The sequence below is a fragment of the Bacillus marinisedimentorum genome (genome assembly GCF_001644195.2).
Taxonomy (GTDB): Bacteria; Bacillota; Bacilli; order Bacillales; family Bacillaceae_O; genus Bacillus_BL; species Bacillus_BL marinisedimentorum.
The window spans coordinates 15,723-36,839 of record NZ_LWBL02000026.1 but is presented as its reverse complement, the minus strand read 5'-3'; the positions used below and the strand labels follow the sequence as shown (position 1 = coordinate 36,839).

Here is a 21,117-nt window from a genome sequence, read left to right as displayed (position 1 = left end):
AAAACCCATTTCCATAGACGAATTACAAGCCGCCTTTTATGAAAAGGCTCTGTTAAACATTAGTGTTGATTTCCGTTGCAGGTACTCGCTTTCACTAAAGGCACACGGGGCGGGCGGTGGGCCTCCTCGTCGCTCCGCTTCTGTGGGGTCTCACCTGTCCGCTAGTCCCGCAGGACATTGAATAAGCTTCTTCGAATAGACACCCCACGAAAAAAATTGGTTTATATTTTCGAGGAGTCTCGCACCTTCCACTCCAATCAACTAGTGTAAAAATCACCATTGAGCTTTAACACAGCCTATGAAAAAGAACTTATAATGGCTTGTATACAACTTTAACTAATTATAACAATCTTATATTACCATAAAACTATAAAGAGCAAGACCGAATATTTCGAGTTAACAATACGTAAAGATCAACTATTCTATTTCCAACAAAAACTGTGCAGTTTATAATATGGTTATCTCTAGAACCGACTTAGTAAACTATGATCCCGGCGGTGAAACCGATGAAAGACTTAGCTAACAAGTTTTATGCAGTACTGATTTCCACAGCCCTTCTAAGTATATTCATTGGATGGCTTTTGCACACACCCGAAGAGGAACGATTATATGAATGCTGTTACATGAGTTTTGCAGAAGGAGTGATTTTAACTTTACTTCCTGTATTTTCCATTTATCTCTTATTCGGTTTCATTAGTGCTGTGATTATAGATAAAATGACAGCCGTATTAAATAGAACAAGATTTTTGTACTTATTTCAGTTATTGTTGTATTCTTTAGCCGGCTTGCTGTCTGGAGTTTTGCTTACACTTCCCAATTCTGCAATGGATTCAACTTTTCTTGCTATCCTTGTAAGCATTCCCGCTTCACTAATTTATTACCATACCTATTTGGCAGTAAAAATAATTAGCAGGACAGGAACAAAGCGGACATCTTGATCACAACGCCGTTATATAGACCGTTTTCTCCGCATAAAGTAAAAGGCTAAAACGCCGAGGGCCGACAGAACAATCACTATGGGCAGAACATAAACAGTAAAAATGTAACCTGCAGCACTTCTTTCAACAGGCGGCTCCTTATGATATTCGTCCGCTGCAGAACGGATATTTTCTGTCGGAAGTGCGTATACATTGCTGTCCTGGCTCCCTATAAATAAAGTGTCATTTATAATGATAGGACCAGATGGTGCTAACGTCCCTCCAAGTTTTTTACGCCCGATCTCTTCCCCGGTCCCGGCATCCATTGCATGTACATAGCCCTTGGCATTTGAGAAGTAGACTATTCCATCTGCTGCAACAGGCGGCGCTTTTATGACTTCATTTTCAAACTTCCAGAGTTCATCGCCATTCTCCAAATCATAGGCATAAAACTGTTTTGTAATCGGGCTTCCGAGAAACACTTTGCCATCATAAATCATCGGCGCGCCAGATTTGTTGTTTTTTACAATTGTTCCGGTCCCCAGGCTGTCTTTCCATACTATCTCACCTGATTCAGTGTCCAGTGCATAAATCATATGCTCATAATAACTCATTCGTTCTTTATCCAGCAGCTGTCCAACCGCAGACTTTACGATTTCCTCATATACCTGGATTGCTCCAAAGTTTTCATAAACCTCTCTTAGCGGAACAGGTTCCTTTTGATCCAGTGCTGTAGTCACAGCGATATCATTATGAATGGCTGGCGGTACATCGTCAAGACCAGCTACAGCTTCAGGTATTCCTCTTTCCCAGGCTCTTTGCTCTTTGGATAAATCCACTGAATAAAAGCTGTACGGGACGCTTCCTCCTAAAAAAATATTTCCTTCATACAAGTTAGGAGAGGACATACTGACAACAGATTCCAACTCAATTTCCTTTACTGTCTTTCCCGATTCCGCATCAATTTTATGCAGATTGCGGTCGCCGCTTGCGGCATAAACAAATCCATCATGATACACCGGGGTAGGCATTACCTCACCTTTAGTGTTGGCCTTCCATTTTATTTCACCGGTCTCTGCATCTAAAGCCATAACACCGCTTTCTCCCGTCCCGCGTATACCGTTGTTCTTCTGGTAAAAACGGTTCCCAAAACCGACATACACTGTGTTGTCATGGTAAATTGCCTCAGAATGAATCCAGTTCGGCAATTTAGTTTCCCATAACAAGTCCCCAGACAAAACATCATAAGCAAATAACCCGCCCGTGTTATGGTTCCCAATAAATATTTTATTGTCTGCCACAACAGGCGTCGAGCGGACTTCATCCTCTGTTTCAAAAATTCTCGGTTCGAGGGGCTTGGTCCCCTCATTTTGGTAGACAGCATTATTGTCATCTTTTAATCGATATTCCAGCCATTCATCCGGACCGAAAGCCGCTTTTGCTTCCAGTGATCCAGTTAAAAAAAGCGTGCCTGCAATCATTATAGAATAAAAACACCTCATCATTTGTCCTACTCCTTACCTTAAATATAAAAGTATGTACTATCTACTGTCACTCTTACAATACACGAATTTATTCAACATCATATTTTATCATCATCTCACCATAAACAAGAGGAATTTGCTTCTATAGTTGCAAGTTGAATGGCATAAACAATTTCTCCGTCTTTTTTCACAAACAGTCTTACACAACAGTATTAAGAAGCGGTTGATTTTTTTAGGGGGTAAAAGAAACAGAAAAATAATTCCATCAGTTAACACTAAGATGATGCAGGTCTGAATATGAAGATGGGGGAATAAAATTCTCGTGCTATTAATCAAACAGCTCCTTCTTTTTAAGCGGTATAAAAATGAATCACTCTTGTCAGTCACTAACATACAAACTAACTTATGTTTCATATGCATAAAGTAAAGGTATATAAACAAAAAACAATGCCTTTTTAAACCGGGAAAAGGAGAGGATTCCTTTGAACATTTTCACAAAAACAGCTTTCCACTGGCACATGATTAGGATGAACTATCATCGACTACTTTATGAGGGATGCCTTGACTCCGAAACAAAAAAAACACTTAAAGAAAAAATGCATTATCACCATACCAAAGCAGTTCATTACCAGAAATATGCAAGCATCCTGTAAATACTCTTTTATCATCAAAAAAAGGCCGGTCATCATTCTCTTGTAGAATGATGACCGGCCTATTAATCATTAATAAATCGTCACATCTCTTACTTAATTTCAAGATGCTCTTTCAACCGTTCCGAAACTGCCAGCCGTTCTTCTTCAGAAACCAGTTGGTAGTAGATCCCATCAATCATAGTACCTTTTCCTTTAATTTCAAACTGCTGAATGTTATTACGGGCTCCAGCATAGTTTTTGCGAATACTGTTCATGTCATCAAGTGTCATGTTAGTCTTTACATTCGTTCCCAGAACATCAAGAATCTCATCAAATTTCATGACAGAAGAAGCGCTCGCCCCTTCTTTTATAATAGCCTGAATGACCTGACGCTGACGTTCATTCCGGCCAAAGTCGCCTCGAGGATCCTGCTTACGCATGCGAACATAACCAAGGGCTTCTTGTCCAGACTGCAATGTGATTGCGCCAGCAGGATATCCCGGCCAATCAACTTTGTTGTTCACTGTGATGCCGCCTACTGCGTCTACCAAGTCGCTGAAAGCTTCCATATTCACCTTTACAAAGTAATCAATCGGAATATCAAGGAAATTTTCGACAGTTTCGACAGACATACGGGGACCGCCGAAAGCATAGGCATGATTAATTTTATCTTCAAACCCTTTCCCTATGATTTCAGTCCTGGTATCACGCTGAATGTTAAACATATACATAGATTCCTTTTGCGGATTCAATGTCAAAACGACCATCGTATCAGAGCGGCCGCTATCTGATTCACGTTCATCCACACCTAATAGGAGAATTGAAATTGGATCCTTTTTATTCATATCGACCGGCTTTTCCCGCTTCTCCGGTTGATTTCTATTAATCTCCTGATGCATGCCGGCAACCGTACCCTGGACATTATTATATACATAAAAAACGCTGCCTGCCCCGATCAGCAAAAGAATACCGAGTACACCAAGAAGCAGCTTAAATCCTCTTTTCTTTTTTTCTTTTCTTATCTCTCTCCTCATACTTCCACCCTATCTCCATTTAATATTACAAACAAATAAAAGCAGAGCAGCTAACGTGACCGTTAACTGCCCTATTCGGCGTCCACTTCTTTTTGTAAACCAGTGGAATCCCCTTCAAGGTACCCATCGGCGCCCTTTAAGTATGATATCAATACTTCAACCAGTTGCCCGGTTTCCACTCGGCCTGCTTCACCAATGCCGCGGGCATGCTGCATAATATCAAGCATTCTTCTCTGGTCGAGCTTTGCCCGGACAGCACTTTGGTTATAAGCCTCCAATTCCCGTCTTCCCCCTTGAAATCCCTTTCCGCCTAGAACTCTTCTCTAAAACAAAGTTATGTATTTCCCTGCTGTTGAAAAAAGCAGAAAAAAGGAATTATTCATAGTTAATTGTCTGTTTTTCAAGTTAATTATAAATTATTTCCAGTAGGAAGGAAAGATAATTTTTCAAAGGCCAACCCAGGCATGAAACAAGCGTTTACTTTATATTGCCGGCCTTTTTTTCACCAAACCTTTTTTATATAGGACTGTATTAGAGAGATATGTGTATATTTGTCCTCCTTTACATATCGTGATATTGTCAAGGAGATATAAAATGTAAACAATATAGAATAATATAAAAAAGCAGACTCCTGCTTCTTTTAATGATTTTCCGAGTAATGAGTGCCTTGAAGAGTAGAGTTGTACGGTAATTAAAGTTTTTACCAAAAAAGAAAGAAGGTTGTATCTGCAAGCAAATCCGGATTGAGCAGTTAAAAGGGATTGTAGATGTAAGGGGAGGGAATATTGAATACGAAAACAACAATCAATGTAACTGTATTTATCACAAATATTCTTGTTATTACAGTTATTTCCTTGACTGCTTTATGGAGCAGCTTGTCTAATTTAATGTATTTTTTATGGATATTTACTGGAATAATGAGTACAATCTATTTTGCTTTTTTCTTCAATAGATTTACAAATTGGAAAGAATTTATATACAAGAGCCTTTTACACGGTGCATTCACTTATTTTGTTCTTGTTGTTTTCAGTTCTATACAGGCTATCATTCGTGTATTAATCGAAGCATTTTAACTAAATATTGCCCGGCTCCCTTCTCTTGTCTATTACAACGGCCCGCTAACCATTGATAGGCAAGCGGGCCTCTATTCCACACTTAAAAACAGGTAAATATGATTTATCTATTTTATCGATTTATCTTTGTTTCGAATACTCATCTTGCTGTATACGCAGCCAGTCTTCATATGTCTTCACCACTGGCACATTATGCTGTTCCCACGGCAAGTACTTCATCGCATGAGAAGTATTGAAAAGAACAACTTCATCATTTGGACGAATCCATCCTTGCTCAACCAGACGGTTAAACCCGGCCCATGTGGCTGACCCCTCTGGAGACGATGAGATTCCCTGTTTTCCATATGACTGCTGGCCTTGCTTGATTTCTTCTTTTGTTACAGCAACAGCGGTACCACCGGATTCACGGAGAATAGAAACAATCAGCTCGCCATCAGGAGGACTTGGAACACGCATGCCGGTAGGATTTGATGTCACATTGCTGGTTTGTGAAGTAAAATGCTCCCCTGTTTCCATTGAACTGACAATCGGCTGACAGCCTGCTTCCTGGACACTGACCATCCGCGGCAAATCACCTTCAATGAATCCGAGTTCTTTTAGTTGCTTAAAGGCATTCCACATGCCAATAACTCCAGATCCTCCACCTGTTGGATAGATAATAACATCAGGCAGATTCCAGTTCATTTGTTCAGCCAATTCAAGCCCCATCGTCTTCTTGCCTTCAGCTCTTCCCGGTTCCTTGAGCGTTCCGACATCATACCATTCCTGCTCTTCTTTTCCGTCAGCGATGATCTTTCCGGCATTATGGATAAGCCCGTCAACTAAAAAGGTATGTGCACCATACTGGATGCACTCTTCAACAATAAGCCCTGGACAATCTTTAGGAACAAACACATAAGCATCCATTCCTGCATAGCCTGCATAAGCTGCCAGTGCAGAAGCCGCATTCCCGTTTGAATTAACCGCTACCTTACGGATGCCATACTCATTTGCAATTGAAAGTGCAGATGAAAATCCGCGCGCCTTAAAACTGCCTGTTGGATTTTGTTCTTCTCTTTTCACCCACAGCTTCTTGACAGGATATTCTTTTTCCGCATTTTTCAATCGGATAAGCGGTGTCCATCCTTCGCCTAATGAAACAATTTTTTCTATATTCTCAACTGGCAAAAGCTCGTGGTATCTCCACATAGATGTTACCCTGTCTTTCAGACTTTCCTTTGTCAGTGTATGGCCAACTCGTTCCAGATCATATTCCACCAACAACGTTCCGCCACAAGCGCACTTGTTTTTGTTAATTGTTAACGGACTTGTTTTGCCACAGTCTTTACAAGAAAACCAGAAATTCATCCTACGCCCTCCTTCACAACATGGAAAAACACCTTAAATGTATACTGAAAACTTCAAATAATTAATGCCATAACATTCGCACCCTGTCAAGAAACTGAGCGGGTTGGAAATTTAAGTATAAATACACCAATAACAATTGGGATATTCCCGAGAAGGAGAGGATTGAAACTGCTTTACATATTATGGTTTTCCTTGAAAAGTCCCAAAATAAGCGAAAGTTAATGAGTTGTGAAAGAAAGTCCTTAAACAGAAACGGTTTCCAGCTAAAATAGAATAAGCTGACACGAAACAATCTAGCTCAAATTAATTTTAACAAAGTAGAACAATAAGACCATTAATCAAGGAATAATATTACAAATAAATAAAAATCTGTATTTAAAAAGGAGGAAAAATTATGAAAAAAGTAGCATTAATGATTTGTTCAGTAGTTCTATTTTCTTTGATTGCGCCTCATTTCTCAAAGGAGGTAGCGGCTGAAAAGGCTGACTTGGAAAATGGGGAAATTATGCTTATCAAAGATACTGCAGATAAAGCAATTTATCAACAAAACGTTGATGGCGAATTACTAGAATACCAGGAAACTATAACTGTCAACAAGAATCGGACTAAGGTTAAGGTCAAAGTTTATAAAGTAGAGGGAAAGAAGAAAAAACTAATTGATAATTATAAATCTACTATTATTGAAGAAGGAGATGCAGTGCTTACTGTAGAAAATGATGAAGGACAATCTACCACGATTGACTTAAAAAAAGAGGAAGAGGCAGAAACACCATCATTTTCTACCCTAGCATATTATTCAACAGGCGGATCTTACATAGCTGATACAAGATACAGAATCTATAGCGATGGCCGTGCAACCGCAATTATGAACGGTATGTCACCTTACTATAAATATACCTATAAGAACAATCCGAATTTCATTCGTTTCAAAGGACATGCTGATTCACTAAGAAGTAAAGAGTGGGGCCTAATTTCTTTTGGAGTTGTTACCGTAGCTGATAATTTAATAGCAGCTATAAGAGGCGGGCAGGCTTTAACTTGGACCCTAGTAAAAAAACTAGCTGGAAGTGTGCTAAGAGTGGGAATTGTAAGTGCAGCTTATTCATTATTCTCCTATGGATACGAGTGGTATAAAGCAAGATACGATTATAGAAGAATATAAAAAAACCGGGTGAGATATTATGAAGATTCTAATTAATATAATAATAATGATTCTAATTTTAGCAGCTGCGCTTTTGCTTTCTCAGCTTTTGCAAAAAATATTTAAAAGTTCAAATAAAAACACTGAAATAATTAATTACTTATTTATCGGCATTATTGCGACAGGTTTGTGGGCAATCATTGGCGATGAATATGAATGGTTTGTTTTCATAATTGGACTTGCAGGATATACAATATCTTTATATTATCTCATTCTATCCAAAGTTAGAAAAAAGCAATAGATTATGTAAGAGAGGTTATCTTTAAAAAGATAGCCTCTTTTTATATCCAGATAGGGACTTTAAGAGTTAATTCCATATGTGTGTCTCTATTAACGAAAAGGAGCCTTAAAAGGTGCCTGACCCCCGGCGCATTAACGCGCCGGGGGTCAGGCACCCACTTCACCACTCTCATCACCCACACCTCTCACCATTAACTATTTTCTAAATTTTCCGCCTTCTCACCTTCCCCTCACCTCCCCTCATGCTAAAATAAAAGAAGGAACTCTCAAAAAGGGGACAAGCGATGAAAAGTACGGAGCTTATCATAAACAACAACCTATTGGACTTGATTTTCGAAAGCATCTACCACGGCATCGTCATTGTGGACACCGATGGAATCATCAGCTACATAAGCAACAACTACTGCGGCTTTTTGCAAGTGAATCGCGATGAGGTGATCGGCAAGCATGTCACGGATGTCATTGAAAATACGCGCATGCACCTTGTCACCCGGACAGGGCAGAAAGAGATGGCGGATTTGCAGCTCGTCAGGGGCGAGTTTGTGATCGCCAACCGGATCCCCATCTTTGAAAATGGCGAGATCATCGGCGCGGTCGGAACGATCATTTTCCGCGACCTGGATGAATGGAAACAGGTGAACAGCAACATTAAAGATATCCTTTCGGAATTGAACGATTACCGCAATGAATGGAATGCCTCCGGCGGCCTGAAGTATTCCCTTCATGATTTCATCGGTGTGACACCGGAGATTGGAGGGCTGAAAAAACGGGTGAAGCGGGTTGCATGCGGGGATATTTCGGTTCTGTTGCGCGGAGAAAGCGGGACAGGGAAAGAGATTCTGGCCCAGAGCATCCATCAATTAAGTGAACGGCATGACAAGCCCTTTGTAAAAGTGAACAGCGGCTCGATTCCCGAGCATCTTTTGGAATCGGAACTGTTCGGCTACGAGGAAGGTGCGTTTACTGGAGCTAAAAAAGGCGGCAAAATTGGAAAATTCCAGTTTGCGGACGGCGGCACCATTTTTCTCGATGAAATCGGCGACATGCCTCCGCACATGCAGGTGAAGCTGCTCCGGGTCCTGCAGGAAAAAGAAATCGAACCGGTCGGCTCCCTTCAGCCGCGCAAGATTGATGTCCGCATCATCGCTGCCACCAACAGGCCGCTTGAGAAAATGATCGAGTAAAAGCTGTTCCGGGAAGATTTGTTTTACCGGATCAATGCTGTCCAGCTGCACATACCGCCGCTGCGATCCAGAAGAGAAGACATCCCGCTGCTCGCAAACCATTTTCTCAATAAAACAGCTGCCCGCATCAACAAACGGGTGACCGAATTTGATGAAAAAGCGCTCACGCTTATGGAGCGGTATGACTGGCCGGGCAACATCAGGGAGCTTGAAAATGTCATCGAAGCCGCCGTCCACCTATCGGATGGGGAAACAATCGGTATCGACTCCCTTCCGGACTACCTGACAAGTGAAAACAGAAAATGGGATGGCCGCAGTTTAAGGGAACTGGTGATGGAGACGGAAAAGAAAGCAATTGAACTGGCACTCAAGCAACACAAGTTTGATAAAAATAAAGCTGCAGAAACGTTAGGAATCGGAAATTCCACCCTTTATGACAAAATCAAAAAATACAATCTGCTCGAAAAGCAACAATAAATCCGGAATCTCGGAATCCAATCCGAAATTCCGGATTTTTCTTCGTCTTTTAGACATTATCTAACATAGCGAAGGTATTTACATTATTTAAAAATTTAACATTCCGAATTATAAGAAATATAAACCAAACTGCTCGCTTGAAAAGGCGAAAATAAAGCAACTGGAGTTGGCACGGAACTTGCTTATTAGTTGGATGAAGAAAATAAAGAAGGAATCAGCGCACAAAATGTATGCGCTTACAAATTTAAGGAGGTGGGTTCTTTTATGGATATAGGCCATTTCACAAGAAGGATGGCTGACAATCTCACAATCGGAAATCGGGCTAAAGAAGCGGTCCAGGAAGAATCCGGAAGAAGCTGGACCTACGGCCAGCTCCATGCCATTTCAAACTCCTATGCCAACAGCCTCAAGGATATGGGCGTGAAGAAAGGCGATCGTGTCGGCATGCTGATGTACAACTGCCTTGAGTACTTTGCCCTTTATTTCGCGGCCGCCAAAATCGGCGCGATTGCGGTCCGGCTCAACTTCCGGCTGTCCAGTGAGGAATTTGACTATCTTTTAAACGATTCGGAAACAAAAGTGCTTTGTTTTCATTCCGAATTGGCGGAGAAAATTGGACAGATCCGCGGAAATGTCCCTGTTAAACGTTATATCTCCCTTCCATATGAAAGAGAAGAAAATCCCGAATGGGCAGAATCATGGGAAGTGCTTTCGAATGGTTCCCCTGAAGATATTGAAGAAAAAAACATCAAAATCCATGATCCAGTCATGCTCATGTACACGTCCGGAACAACAGGCAGGCCGAAGGGAGCCATCTGGACGCACGGGACCACGTTCTGGTTTTCGGTCATGCAAATCATGAAATGGAAATTTGACGGCAGCGAGGTCGGAATGACGACAGGCCCCCTTTACCATGTCGGAGCTATGGAGGATATCGCCCTCCCGGTTTTACTGGCTGGCGGAAAAGTGGTCATTACGAGAAGCCAGGGCTTTGAGATTGAACGGATTCTCGATGTGATGGAACAGGAACAGGTGACCGACTGCTTCTTATTCCCGTTCATGATTTACGACATGCTGAATTCACCTGATCTCACACATATTCAACTAAAACATTTAAAGACGATCTATACCGGCGGTGACCCTTTGATGCCCTGGGCGCTGGAGAAATTGAAGGAACTTTTCCCGGACCTTGGCGTTGTGCAAGTGTACGGGCTCACGGAAGGAACGCCGATTGCCGCCGCACTTGATCCCGAGGATGCCCTGAATAAAGGCAAGACTGTCGGAAAACCACTTCCCCTTACGGAAATCCGGCTCATCGATAACGAGGGCAACGCCGTGCCTGCAGGAGAAGTCGGCGAGATTGCGATAAAAAGCCCGGCCGTTTCGGCGGGATATTGGAGAAAGCCGGATGCCACAAAGGAAACGTTCGTAGACGGTTGGTGCCGGACGGGTGACCTGGGCGTTCTTGATAAGGACGGTTATTTGTCCATTGCCGGCCGGAAAAAAGACATGATCCGAAGCGGCGGCGAAAATATTTATGCTGCAGAAATTGAGGATGTGCTGTACCGGATGGACGGCATCAAGGAAGTGTCGATCATCGGCATCCCCGACCCGAAGTACATCGAGGCCGTCTGCGCAATCATTGTGAAAAAGGACGATTACGATTTGACTGAAGAGGACATCATTTCCTACTGCCAGAGCCGCCTCGCCGGCTATAAGAAACCGAAAAAAGTCATTTTTGTAGACGAACTACCGCGCACGCCTTCCGGAAAGGTGAAAAAATTCATGCTGCGGAAACAGCACAGCCAGGTACACGAGGAGGGAATCCGATGAAAACAGTCCAAACGGTCACATGGTCCAAACACGGCAGCATCGCAGCTGTCACCATCGATAATCCGCCTGTCAATGTGTTGGATGCCGATGTCATCGGGCAGCTCAACGACGCTGTTGATGAAATTGAACAGGACCGTGATGTGAAAGTCATGATTCTGACTGGTGCCGGTGAGAAAGCGTTCGTATCGGGGGGCGATATAAAGTCTTTCCCCGACTGGATGGGTAAAGGGCCGGAACTGGCCAAACAAAAATCGCTCTGGCTGCAGAAGCCGATGAATAAAATCGAACGGTTATCGAAACCGACAATTGCGGCGATTAACGGCGTTGCACTCGGCGGCGGCTGTGAACTGGCGCTAAGCTGCGATATCCGTATCGCCGAAGAACATATCAAAATTGGCTTGCCGGAAATAAAACTCGGACTGTTCCCAGGAGCCGGCGGGACGCAGCGTCTGCCGCGGCTGGTCGGCACGGCGCTGGCAAAAGAAATGATTTTTACCGGCGAGCCGCTTTCCGCTCACCATGCCGCGCATATCGGGCTGGTTAACAGGGTTGTTCCTACAGGAAAAGCGTATGACGCCGCGATGGAACTGGCAGAAAAAATAAGCAGCTATTCCATGCCGGCACTTTCGCTGGCGAAGCGATCAGTCGATGACGGACTCCAGCAGCCGCTTACGGACGGACTGATCGTCGAGGCGGAAAATTTCGGGGAAGTATTTCAAACAGAAGATATCAAGGAAGGCGTCTCAGCATTTATAGAAAAAAGGACAGCCAGTTTTTTAGACCGGTAAGGGTACTCTAACTATTTTAGGAGGGATGAAGATGTTCGGATTATCGCCATTAATGACGTTCATGCTGTTTGTATTTTGGCCGGCATCGGTAGTTGCAGCAGGCTTATGGGGAGTTTTCGCATTCAAAAATGAGGAAGGGGAGGATCTGACATGATTCTGGTGATCGGCATCCTTTATTTGCTTGTCATCCTGGTCATCGGGCTTTTTTCCATGAAGCACCAGAAGGACATGGACACATACTATACAGGCGGACGGCGATTCGGCCCCTGGCTTATTGCGCTTGCCGTCTCCTCGACGACAATGTCGGGATATGGATTCATCGGGCTGACCGGTCTCGTTTATCAGCACGGCTATGCCATTTTCACGATCGGCATTTTCGCGACAGCGGGTATTTTTGTGAGCTTCCTTGTGCTCGCCAAGCCAATGAGGAGGATCACCCAACGGTTCGGGGCCTTAACGATTCCGGACTTGCTTGAAATCCGCTACAACAGCAAAGCGGTCCGCGCCATCACCGCCCTGGCGATTCTTGGCGGAGCAATCGGCTACCAGATGGCCCAGTACAAAGCGCTCGGAAACATGCTGCAGACGGTCCTCGGCGTCGATTATAAATTAGCCCTATTCATCGGCGTCGCCATTTTGACGGTCTATGTTGTCGCAGGCGGAATGATCAGCGCCATCTGGACAGATTTCATCCAGATGATTGTCATGGTCGCAGGCGCCCTGATCGTATTTATCGGCGGCATGAAGCTTGTCGGCGGCATGTCGCAAATGAACGCGGAACTCGGTGCCATGAATCCTGACTTTGTGCAGGCCTACCACACAACCGGGCCGATCGGTATTTTTGCATTCATCTCCTACTTTTTCATCTATGTCATCGGCCATCAGGGCCAGCCGCATGTCGTGTCCAAGTTTTATATGATCCGCAAAATCTCAATGCTTAAGTGGGCGGCCATCATTGCCGCATCAACCTATGGGGTTACCGCCCTCCTCTGGTTCGTCGGCCTTTATACAAAGGTGATGGTCGGCAGAGGCGAGATGGCGCAGCCTGCTTCTCCGGACATGGTCGCTCCGATGTTCATTGAACAGTTCTTCCCTCCGGTCATCGCCGGCTTGATTTTCGCGGCGGTCATGGCAGCCATCATGTCAACAAGTGAAGCATTCCTGCTCGTTGCCAGTTCATCCATCGTAAGAGATATTTACCAGCAAATCATCAAGAAAGGCGAAATGTTATCCGCAAAGAAAGAACTGGCACTTTCCAGATGGGTCACACTCGCCATCATCGTCCTGACCTTCCTGCTGTCCCTCAATCCGCCTGATTTGGTCGGCTGGCTCGGAAATGCGTCTTGGGGCATATTCGCCGCCTCCCTCTTCCCGGTCCTGAGCATCGGGCTACTTTGGAAGCGGGCTACGAAAACAGCAGCGATCTGGTCATCGGCACTGGGCTTCATCTTCAGTCTCGGGTTGTATATTTTGAAAGTGAAAGAGGTATACGTTCCGGCACTGGATACGGGGGCGCTTGCGATGATTATCTCGGCTGTTTCGCTGGTTGGGATATCGCTTATTACAAAGCCTGAGAGCAATGCGATATTTGAAGGTGAGGAGTTTGATAGAGGTTCGGAAGTTGAAAAGCCGGCGGTGGAGACGTCGCTTTAGTATGGCAAATTGGGTGCCTGACCCCCGGCGCGTTAAAGCGCCGGGGGTCAGGCACCCTCTTCTTGACAATAAGTAAAAAACCTCAACTTGTATAGGTAAATTAACAACTCTTAAGCTGGCTTTTGGTTTCCCCCCACATCATACCTTCTAACACGGCAATTATTAGGAAAACCCCCAACCCAAAAACAACTCCAAACTATACCTCTTTGTGAGTTTTAAACTGCATGCCTTTATGGGAGATACGTTTCGATTATGTTTTATTCTTCAGTTCATAACTGGTGATAATACGAACTGTAATGCAGCCGCTGCTAACTTGATAGCCAAAATGCCATCACTGAAACTGTCACTGATATCCCCCTGTACTTCGCATATTGCTAAAAAGGTAAATAAAGAAATAGAAAAGCTTAATATACCTAAAGGTGTGATGCCCATGAAGATAGTCATTAACATTGTAATCTTTATTTTAATTTTAATAATTTCTCTTTTGCTTTCTCAGCTTTTCCAGAAAATGATTAAAACCTCTGAAGAAGCAACGGAAATGATTAACTATTTTATCATCGGTGTTATCGCCTTAAGTTTATGGACAATTATAGCCGGTGACTATAAATGGTTTGTTCTTATAATTGGGCTAGCGGGTTTTACGATATCTTTATATTATTTGTTTTCCAAACTCATGAAAAAACACTAGCCAAAAATACACAGGGACAAGTACCTTGTCCCTAAAGAGGTGCCTGTCCCCCAGCGCATTAACGTGCCGGGGGTCAGACACCTTTTTAGTCATGCAAACTGACAAACTTTCCATATTTCATCCATTGAAGCAATGGTATTTGTTATAATCAGGGTGTTAATGACAAAAAGTTACATAATTTTCCGTGTCAATTGAATTAAGGAACCCAGATAAACAATAGATTGTGAGGTGTTTACAGGATGTCTATTCTTAAAAATGTTTTTGATATCTTAACCCAAAAAAGGGAAATAACCGAACCAGAAATATATAAAGAATTTAAGGAGACTTCTACTATTATAAGTAATTTAACACGTTTATCAGAAAGCAGCGATGAAAACATTGACCAGAAAAAAATAGGAGATCATCTTAAGTTATTTTCTATCGGCCACACCGGGGAAAAAAATGTCTTATTTGAACTGCAGCATTCAATGCTTCCTTTACTCATTCTTCACGATGTCTATCTTGAATTTGAAGATTACAAAGCCCAGTTAGATTTTGTGATCATTACACATAAATTTGTTCTCGTGTTGGAAGTGAAGAAGCTTTTTGGCAATGTGAACGTTACAGAGAACGGTGAATTCCAGCGGGTTATTACCAAAAATAACAGGGTTGTAAATAAAGAGGGCATGTATAGCCCAATCAATCAAGTGGAAAGGCACGTAGCCATTCTTGAAAAACTGCTTATAACCAATGGAGCCATTAATAAGTGCCCAATTAAATATGCAGTGACATTTGCGAATCCCAAAACCATTTTAAACATTTCTAATAAAGCACCTGCAATTATAAAATCGAACGTTATTCGACATGATCAAATCAAATCTTTTATAAAATCCGAATTAGATAAACAATCTCCTGTCTTTATGAAGGATCAACACCTTTACGAAATAGCTGATACAATCCTGCAAAACAGTAAAGAAAAGGAATTTAATAGTGATGATTATGTACTAAGCACAAAACAAACAACAAAAAGCGAGATAGTAAGCCCTGCTCCTACTGCAAGAACAGAAACAGAAAACCCCAAAGATAAACTAAAGCCTTTGTTGATGGAATTCCGCTCTGAACGCTCCAAAGAATTAGGTGTTAAGCCTTACTATATTTTTACGAACAAAATGCTAGACAGCCTGCTTGAGAAAAAACCTCATACCTTAGAAGAATTTTTAAAAATTGAAGGCTTTGGAAATAAAAAAGCAGAGGAGTTCGGCAGCGATATTATAACGATTATCCAAACTGGTTCTGCAGCAAAACCTTTACAGAAAAACAGGGCAAGCATGCAAACCACTACTGGAAATCCAGAAAATTTAAGACTGATGCTGACAGAATTTCGAACAAACTATTCAAAGAAATCGAATGTTAAGCCTTTCTACGTTTTCACCAATAAAACGCTTGAAGCTATTCTTGAAAAGAAACCAGGCACCATTAAAGAACTTTTAGAAATAGAAGGAATCGGCAAGAAAAAGGCCGAAGAATTTGGCAAAGAAATTCTGGAGATTATCCAAAACGAAAGATGAGAAAATACCGGAGGCAAACACCTTATAGGTGCTTTAACCTCCGGTTCACTTTTTCTAACTCAAACTCCTTATATCCCTGTAGCTTACCCCAATGATAAGTATGTTGATAATCCGGATGCGTTTCATCAGCTATGATCTCCAGGAACGAATCATAACCCGGCTCACCGCCAACATCCTCAGGGGGCGTATTTCCCTTTCCTTCCAAACAAACAGGATAATTTTTATCATAATCTTCTTTTATATTTCCCACTTCAATTTCGTGTTCCCAGGAATCCCCAAAGTCATAAATATATTCAATCTTTGCATTTAAATGGTCAGCCAATCTCTCCTCTTCTTCAAGCTCCGCCTCTCCAACACTATTGGCAATAAACCTCTCATTGACGACCAAAGAAAGAGGCGGCTGATCATCTGAGTGATAGATCAAAAACTCATGTAAATGGCTATCCTTCCAGTCAAAAGCCGCCTGGATTACATCGTGAAGCTCGCTGAAAGTCACATTTACCGGCACGATCAATTTCCGCCACACCTCATGGTTGTCAAGAAGCAAGGAGACTTTCAATTCTGCAGCTTTCATGTTGAAAATCGGCGCACCGTAAAGTGTCTCCAGATCTTTATATAACTCTTCATATCCCTCTATGTAGCTGTTCTTCTTCCCTGCACCAACCAGATTCCGGCTAGCCCTTTTGCTCATTGCCGTCTGAACAATTGATGTCTCGTCAAATAATTCATCATGATAATATACCGGCTCACATGAGGAATTCATTCTGGCAACAGAAGTACGGTCTTTTGTTTTAGTGAACCTGATTTCACCGGCGTCCTGGATATACTGTTCGATCAACTCTTCTCTTATCCCCTCTGCCTGAAAGGTTTCACGAATGGCTTGTACAATCAGTTGGTCGATTTTCTGGAAGTCCTTTGCTTTCAATCCATGAAGAACGATGACATAACGATTGGAATCATTGACCAGCACGACGGTATTGCGGCGGTTTTGGGTCAGCAAATTGGCATGCCATGAGAAGACCGGATTCGTTTCCTCCGACTCGGTTTCAGGTTTCCGTTTCAGTTTGTCAAGAAGCTTTTTAGTGCATTGGATAAGCATAGATCGACCTCGATTCTTTATTGATAGTTACATTATAACTATGGTGGCTGGTTATATAAACAGTTGCAAAAAGGTGCCTGACCCCCGGCGCTTTAACGCCTTGGGGGGCAGGCACCAATATTGTTAGTCACTGCCTCATTATAAAATTTATATTTTGAACATGAAATAGGGGTAACTTATCCGTACTCTTGTTCCCTTAAACAGTAATATTCGGAGAGTACACCATCACTGACAGACATCATGAATAATATGATATTATAATGAAAAGTATCTAAACGGTGGTGACAAAATGGGGAAAATCCATTCTTCCGAAGAGTTAATGAAGCATATCTCCAATATGAATAGCGAAAACTCCGTCTTTCAGTTTTCCATTCCTGGCAAAGGGAAATTCACACTTGTTCTGCAAGAAGAAGACGAACAGTCCATTCACATTGAAACTGAAGAAAATCCAGAACTTAAACGGATGTTAAAAGAAAGCATGGAACAGTATAAAAATGGCCAAAGTATGACCACGTCAGAGCTGTTAAATTCACTTTCCAAAAAGGACTTTACTTAATGTACAACCGAAGGGTGGTTTGGTCACCTGCGGTTAAGCAAAAACTTACTAAGTATCGAAGTGAAAGGTTTACACCAGAAGAAACCTTTGACTTTATTTCTCAGTTTATCCTGGAAACAGAAGAACTTCTAAAGAATGATGTAATCGGCAAATGGTACACTGAAGAATTTGGCAATTATAAAGGAATATCAAGGATCGTTGTTAAAAAGTTCAGAGTTTATTTCACGTCGATAGATAGAAATGTCGTTATATTAGCTGTGCTTTTTCCAGGTGAAAGTTAGTTTTCCCCAATGCGTTTGTTTTAATTTTTCTTTCTATCAAAAGTTAACATATACCACTGGTCTTCTCCTCTCTCCTCTATCAAAATCAACTTCTCACCTACAAAAAGGCGCCTGCCCCCTCCACTTTAATGTGGTAGGGGACAGGCACCTTGTCCCTTCTTGAAGATCAATCCTCCCTGTCTCTCCCTCTCTCAAAGATAGATTTCTCCAATTTATTATCCTTGTCCTTCACTTCTTTACCTTTCATTATTCCTTTACCTTTCTTAACAACTTCGGTGCCGACAGAATCAAAGATGCTGTTGGCGATCAGGCGGTAGCTGTATTGGGTATGGCCCCTGAAAGCGAGATCATTCGCAAAAAGGGTGATTGATGCGTCCTCGAAATCTTTTGTAAAGGCCATTACCTGTCCTTTTGCAGCTTCATGCCCAGGCCACCAGCCGGCGACATAGAAATCATCACTGCTGCTGAAGGATGCCAGCACTTCCGCATCTTCAGGAACGGAAGTGATCCATGCCCCTGATGTTGTGTAGAGCAGCTCGTTCTCTTCATATCCGGATGTTAGAATGTGGTCGCTGACAGTGGCTTTGACCAGCCCTTCATGTCCAGCCCATTGCGCGGTGGATTCGAAGTCATAGCCAGGCAGTGCACCACTTTCTTTCACAGCGTTGAGCGCATACAAACCGATTCCCACAAATGATTTTCCGGAAATGGCGTCCGGATTAAAGGCTCTGCCATCACTGACAATCACATCCGCATCTGCCTCATCCACAAGTTCGAAACCAAGCTGCTTCAGCGAGAATGCCAGCTGGTCAGAACCGGCAGCAGCAACCCTGGGCAGCTCCAGCTTTTCTGTTTTCACCTTCTTGGATGTTCCTAGCGGATGAGCCTCAAAATAATATTCTTGATATGCAACAAGATCTGCCGTTTTGACAATGAAATCCCCTTTGGTTACCTTCCCTTTTGTCTCCATTGCCCTTTCAACGGTTTTGCCGTCTTTTAAAAGTTCATTCACCAGCTCAACCGTACTGTTATTCGAGTTGGCCAGCACTTGCTTCGGCGCCTTCCCGACTGCTTCACCTGTCGGCAGCGTCACACTTTCAACTTTAGTCATGTTGTCTTCAAAGGTACCATCAACACGAACTTCATCAATAGTAAAGCCGCGCAAATCCGGGAAGTTCACAACGATTGGATCGTACATAGCATCCCAGTCGGATACGTTATCTCCGGTATAGAGCATCGCATTTGCCAGGCCGCGTTTTGCTTGATCCATCGGCACAACATAAGTGCCTTCTGGATACACCGTTCCGTTCACTTCCAAATCTTGTGTGGTTTGTTCCACTTTAACGCCATTGCGGAGTAGATAGTCCACCATTTTATGCGCTTCAAGGTTATTTTTTTGGTCCTTGCTGTCTGTCGGAATGACATAGTATTCCGGGAAGAAGTTTTCATTCTCGCCTCGGACACGGCCGATTTCTTCACCATCAGCGTTGACAAAATAGGGATCGACAGCACGGTTATCTTCCCCGTTGACACCGCGCTTAAAGATTTCAAGCTGGTTTTTATACAATTCGTCTTTGTTTTCTGTCACAAACAAGGCTGCCCCCAGGCCTGTCCCGACCATGGCATGATAGGAATCCTGACTCAAAGCAGGAACTTCGATCGTATGGCCCATTGAGCCATGAAGCATTGCGTACATCGCGGTATACGCCGGAGTCATATCATCCCAGCCTGAATCCCAGGCAAGTGCAGGTATAAAATAAGAATCGAGCTCGGAGTTGCCAATCCCCGCTTTCCCCATCGCATGGGCTTCTTCAATCATATTGTCATACAGCAAGTCATATTCAAAGTTCGGATTGTGCGGCGGAGTTGTCGGCTCGATCAAAAACCCATTTACAAAACCATGCATATCAAGGAATGACAGCGGCGTCCATTTTGCAATGGTTTCGGTCACCTGCTGCGTTTCCACCTGGGTCTGGTAGTGGTTGTCACGATTCAAGTCAAAACCGTTCGCATTTGCACGTGTATTTGCCACACGGCCATCCGGGTTGTTGGTGAACATGTATAGGAAGATGACATCGTCAAGAACCTGATCGACGTTCAGCGTCTCGCTTCTTTTTTCATCCCCTGCCCCAAAATCAAACGTGATTTCATCTCCGAGCGCAAATTTCTCAAGCAATTCAACCTGGGCATCCACTCCCTGCGCTTCATCAGGATGGATGTTATTGATCCACACCGGAACCTGATAATCTCCCATCGTTCCATTCTCCATTTTTTCAAGCAATGCCTCCGGGTTTTCAAGAGCTGTCGGTAATGTTTCATTTAAATATCGATCAACAGCCGCCTTGTCTTTAGCAAGAATGACAAAGTGAAGATCCCGTCCCTCAACGGTCTTGCCAATGCTTTGATACTCGAGGTAACGATTATTCGATTCATCCGCCTCTGCCTTTTCAAAAACCTGGTCGATCGCCGGTTTCAGCTGCTCGTAAAATAAAAATTCATCATAGACATTCAGCTTGACCGTTGCAGCAGCCTGTTCATGATCTGCAGCATTGACCAGCGCCAGCTCATAATCGCCGATAAACTGCTGATAGAGAACCCTTATTGTCCTGTTTGATAGATTGTCCGTATTGAATAGAAGACCGAAATCCAGTGTCGCCTCAATTTTCGTTGTCCCATCTACATAATGAGGCTCCTCCACGACCGTAATAAAAGGATCTCCGGTAAACGTCTTATCATCCGAGTTCCAGCTCTTCCATTCTGCCAGATTCTTTCCGCCGAATTGGAACTCCAGCTGGCTTAAATCAACCTGCTCTCCAAAATCGGCCGAAACCTCAACTGTTCTGGCTTCCGTAATAGAAAATAAGTCTCTGCTTACATCCAGTTCTGTTACTGTGACGTTGTCCGCTGTTTCATTTGCAAAAACAGGGAACGTCGTCTGGAAAAATACAGACAGCACCATCGCAAATGCTAACAAGCCCGCAAAATGCTTCTTCATTAACGTATCCTTCCCTTCTATGTATATTTTTCGCATTTCGAAATAAATATAGCAAATTATGTTAGAAGATTTCGACTATTTTCCAAAA

19 protein-coding genes are annotated in these 21,117 nt (G+C 43.0%); 13 read left to right on the top strand and 6 right to left on the bottom strand.

Going from position 1 to position 21,117, the window contains the following annotated elements; all coding sequences use genetic code 11:
• Positions 1-506: 506 nt before the first annotated feature.
• A complete protein-coding gene (locus A4U59_RS07805; protein WP_066172637.1) occupies positions 507-938 on the top strand; it encodes a hypothetical protein in 432 nt (143 codons plus the stop codon).
• Positions 939-949: 11 nt separating this feature from the next.
• Here A4U59_RS07805 and A4U59_RS07800 read toward each other — a convergent pair whose 3' ends face one another.
• The 3 genes from A4U59_RS07800 to A4U59_RS07790 all read right to left on the bottom strand — a co-directional run bounded on the left by A4U59_RS07800 (position 950) and on the right by A4U59_RS07790 (position 4,345).
• Complete coding sequence (locus A4U59_RS07800; RefSeq protein WP_066172630.1) at positions 950-2,422, bottom strand: outer membrane protein assembly factor BamB family protein; 1,473 nt, start codon at positions 2,420-2,422, stop codon at positions 950-952.
• Between the two features lie 721 nt (positions 2,423-3,143).
• Positions 3,144-4,067 carry an LCP family glycopolymer transferase gene (locus A4U59_RS07795; protein ID WP_066172628.1) on the bottom strand — a complete coding sequence of 308 codons (924 nt, stop codon included), beginning with the start codon at positions 4,065-4,067 and terminating at the stop codon, positions 3,144-3,146.
• A gap of 71 nt (positions 4,068-4,138) precedes the next feature.
• Positions 4,139-4,345, bottom strand: coding sequence for a hypothetical protein (locus tag A4U59_RS07790; protein WP_066172625.1), 207 nt, complete (start codon positions 4,343-4,345; stop codon positions 4,139-4,141).
• A gap of 507 nt (positions 4,346-4,852) precedes the next feature.
• Here A4U59_RS07790 and A4U59_RS21710 point away from each other — a divergent pair.
• Entirely contained in the window at positions 4,853-5,140 is a 288-nt protein-coding gene (locus A4U59_RS21710) for a hypothetical protein (protein ID WP_066172622.1), read from the top strand.
• Positions 5,141-5,260: 120 nt separating this feature from the next.
• Here the strand turns inward: A4U59_RS21710 and A4U59_RS07780 are convergent, their stop codons facing one another.
• Positions 5,261-6,487, bottom strand: a complete 1,227-nt coding sequence (locus tag A4U59_RS07780) for a threonine synthase (RefSeq protein ID WP_066172620.1) — start codon at positions 6,485-6,487, stop codon at positions 5,261-5,263.
• A 394-nt stretch (positions 6,488-6,881) separates the two neighbouring features.
• On the opposite strand from A4U59_RS07780, the gene A4U59_RS07775 reads away from it, so the two are divergent.
• The 10 genes from A4U59_RS07775 (at position 6,882) to A4U59_RS07740 (ending at position 16,098) form a co-directional block, all read left to right on the top strand.
• Positions 6,882-7,649 (top strand): hypothetical protein, encoded by a 768-nt coding sequence (locus tag A4U59_RS07775; protein WP_066172618.1) that lies wholly within the window; start codon positions 6,882-6,884, stop codon positions 7,647-7,649.
• Between the two features lie 19 nt (positions 7,650-7,668).
• Complete coding sequence (locus tag A4U59_RS07770; RefSeq protein ID WP_066172615.1) at positions 7,669-7,929, top strand: hypothetical protein; 261 nt, start codon at positions 7,669-7,671, stop codon at positions 7,927-7,929.
• A gap of 283 nt (positions 7,930-8,212) precedes the next feature.
• Positions 8,213-9,112, top strand: a complete 900-nt coding sequence (locus tag A4U59_RS07765; RefSeq protein ID WP_342670192.1) for a sigma 54-interacting transcriptional regulator — start codon at positions 8,213-8,215, stop codon at positions 9,110-9,112.
• 18 nt (positions 9,113-9,130) lie between these two features.
• Positions 9,131-9,589 (top strand): AAA-type ATPase lid domain-containing protein, encoded by a 459-nt coding sequence (locus A4U59_RS22480; protein WP_342670191.1) that lies wholly within the window; start codon positions 9,131-9,133, stop codon positions 9,587-9,589.
• A gap of 264 nt (positions 9,590-9,853) precedes the next feature.
• Positions 9,854-11,422, top strand: coding sequence for an acyl-CoA synthetase (locus A4U59_RS07760; protein ID WP_066172612.1), 1,569 nt, complete (start codon positions 9,854-9,856; stop codon positions 11,420-11,422).
• Complete coding sequence (locus A4U59_RS07755; RefSeq protein ID WP_066172609.1) at positions 11,419-12,210, top strand: enoyl-CoA hydratase/isomerase family protein; 792 nt, start codon at positions 11,419-11,421, stop codon at positions 12,208-12,210. The genes A4U59_RS07760 and A4U59_RS07755 overlap by 4 nt, the downstream gene beginning before the upstream one ends.
• A 31-nt stretch (positions 12,211-12,241) precedes the next feature.
• Entirely contained in the window at positions 12,242-12,364 is a 123-nt protein-coding gene (locus A4U59_RS22385) for a hypothetical protein (protein ID WP_281183460.1), read from the top strand.
• On the top strand, positions 12,361-13,863 hold the full coding sequence (locus tag A4U59_RS07750) for a sodium/proline symporter (protein WP_066172606.1): 1,503 nt from the start codon (positions 12,361-12,363) through the stop codon (positions 13,861-13,863). Before A4U59_RS22385 ends, A4U59_RS07750 begins: the two co-directional genes overlap by 4 nt.
• A 208-nt stretch (positions 13,864-14,071) precedes the next feature.
• Positions 14,072-14,551, top strand: a complete 480-nt coding sequence (locus A4U59_RS07745) for a hypothetical protein (RefSeq protein ID WP_169823934.1) — start codon at positions 14,072-14,074, stop codon at positions 14,549-14,551.
• A gap of 239 nt (positions 14,552-14,790) precedes the next feature.
• Complete coding sequence (locus tag A4U59_RS07740; RefSeq protein WP_066172602.1) at positions 14,791-16,098, top strand: HRDC domain-containing protein; 1,308 nt, start codon at positions 14,791-14,793, stop codon at positions 16,096-16,098.
• 22 nt (positions 16,099-16,120) lie between these two features.
• Here A4U59_RS07740 and A4U59_RS07735 read toward each other — a convergent pair whose 3' ends face one another.
• Positions 16,121-17,197, bottom strand: a complete 1,077-nt coding sequence (locus A4U59_RS07735) for a plasmid pRiA4b ORF-3 family protein (protein WP_066172599.1) — start codon at positions 17,195-17,197, stop codon at positions 16,121-16,123.
• Positions 17,198-17,486: 289 nt separating this feature from the next.
• Between A4U59_RS07735 and A4U59_RS07730 the strand changes: the two genes are divergently transcribed.
• Positions 17,487-17,753 (top strand): hypothetical protein, encoded by a 267-nt coding sequence (locus A4U59_RS07730; protein WP_066172596.1) that lies wholly within the window; start codon positions 17,487-17,489, stop codon positions 17,751-17,753.
• 447 nt (positions 17,754-18,200) lie between these two features.
• Here A4U59_RS07730 and A4U59_RS07720 read toward each other — a convergent pair whose 3' ends face one another.
• Entirely contained in the window at positions 18,201-21,029 is a 2,829-nt protein-coding gene (locus A4U59_RS07720; RefSeq protein WP_066172591.1) for a M14 family metallopeptidase, read from the bottom strand.
• Between the last annotated feature and the right edge of the window lie 88 nt (positions 21,030-21,117).

Coding starts and splice junctions, on each gene's coding strand:
- A4U59_RS22385 (WP_281183460.1), top strand. CDS start 12,242: ATGTTCGGATTATCGCCATTAATGACGTTCATGCTGTTTGTATTTTGG.
- A4U59_RS07750 (WP_066172606.1), top strand. CDS start 12,361: ATGATTCTGGTGATCGGCATCCTTTATTTGCTTGTCATCCTGGTCATC.
- A4U59_RS07740 (WP_066172602.1), top strand. CDS start 14,791: ATGTCTATTCTTAAAAATGTTTTTGATATCTTAACCCAAAAAAGGGAA.
- A4U59_RS07765 (WP_342670192.1), top strand. CDS start 8,213: ATGAAAAGTACGGAGCTTATCATAAACAACAACCTATTGGACTTGATT.
- A4U59_RS07755 (WP_066172609.1), top strand. CDS start 11,419: ATGAAAACAGTCCAAACGGTCACATGGTCCAAACACGGCAGCATCGCA.
- A4U59_RS07730 (WP_066172596.1), top strand. CDS start 17,487: ATGGGGAAAATCCATTCTTCCGAAGAGTTAATGAAGCATATCTCCAAT.
- A4U59_RS07775 (WP_066172618.1), top strand. CDS start 6,882: ATGAAAAAAGTAGCATTAATGATTTGTTCAGTAGTTCTATTTTCTTTG.
- A4U59_RS07735 (WP_066172599.1), bottom strand. CDS start 17,197: ATGCTTATCCAATGCACTAAAAAGCTTCTTGACAAACTGAAACGGAAA.
- A4U59_RS07780 (WP_066172620.1), bottom strand. CDS start 6,487: ATGAATTTCTGGTTTTCTTGTAAAGACTGTGGCAAAACAAGTCCGTTA.
- A4U59_RS07770 (WP_066172615.1), top strand. CDS start 7,669: ATGAAGATTCTAATTAATATAATAATAATGATTCTAATTTTAGCAGCT.
- A4U59_RS07760 (WP_066172612.1), top strand. CDS start 9,854: ATGGATATAGGCCATTTCACAAGAAGGATGGCTGACAATCTCACAATC.
- A4U59_RS07805 (WP_066172637.1), top strand. CDS start 507: ATGAAAGACTTAGCTAACAAGTTTTATGCAGTACTGATTTCCACAGCC.
- A4U59_RS07720 (WP_066172591.1), bottom strand. CDS start 21,029: ATGAAGAAGCATTTTGCGGGCTTGTTAGCATTTGCGATGGTGCTGTCT.
- A4U59_RS07795 (WP_066172628.1), bottom strand. CDS start 4,067: ATGAGGAGAGAGATAAGAAAAGAAAAAAAGAAAAGAGGATTTAAGCTG.
- A4U59_RS07800 (WP_066172630.1), bottom strand. CDS start 2,422: ATGATGAGGTGTTTTTATTCTATAATGATTGCAGGCACGCTTTTTTTA.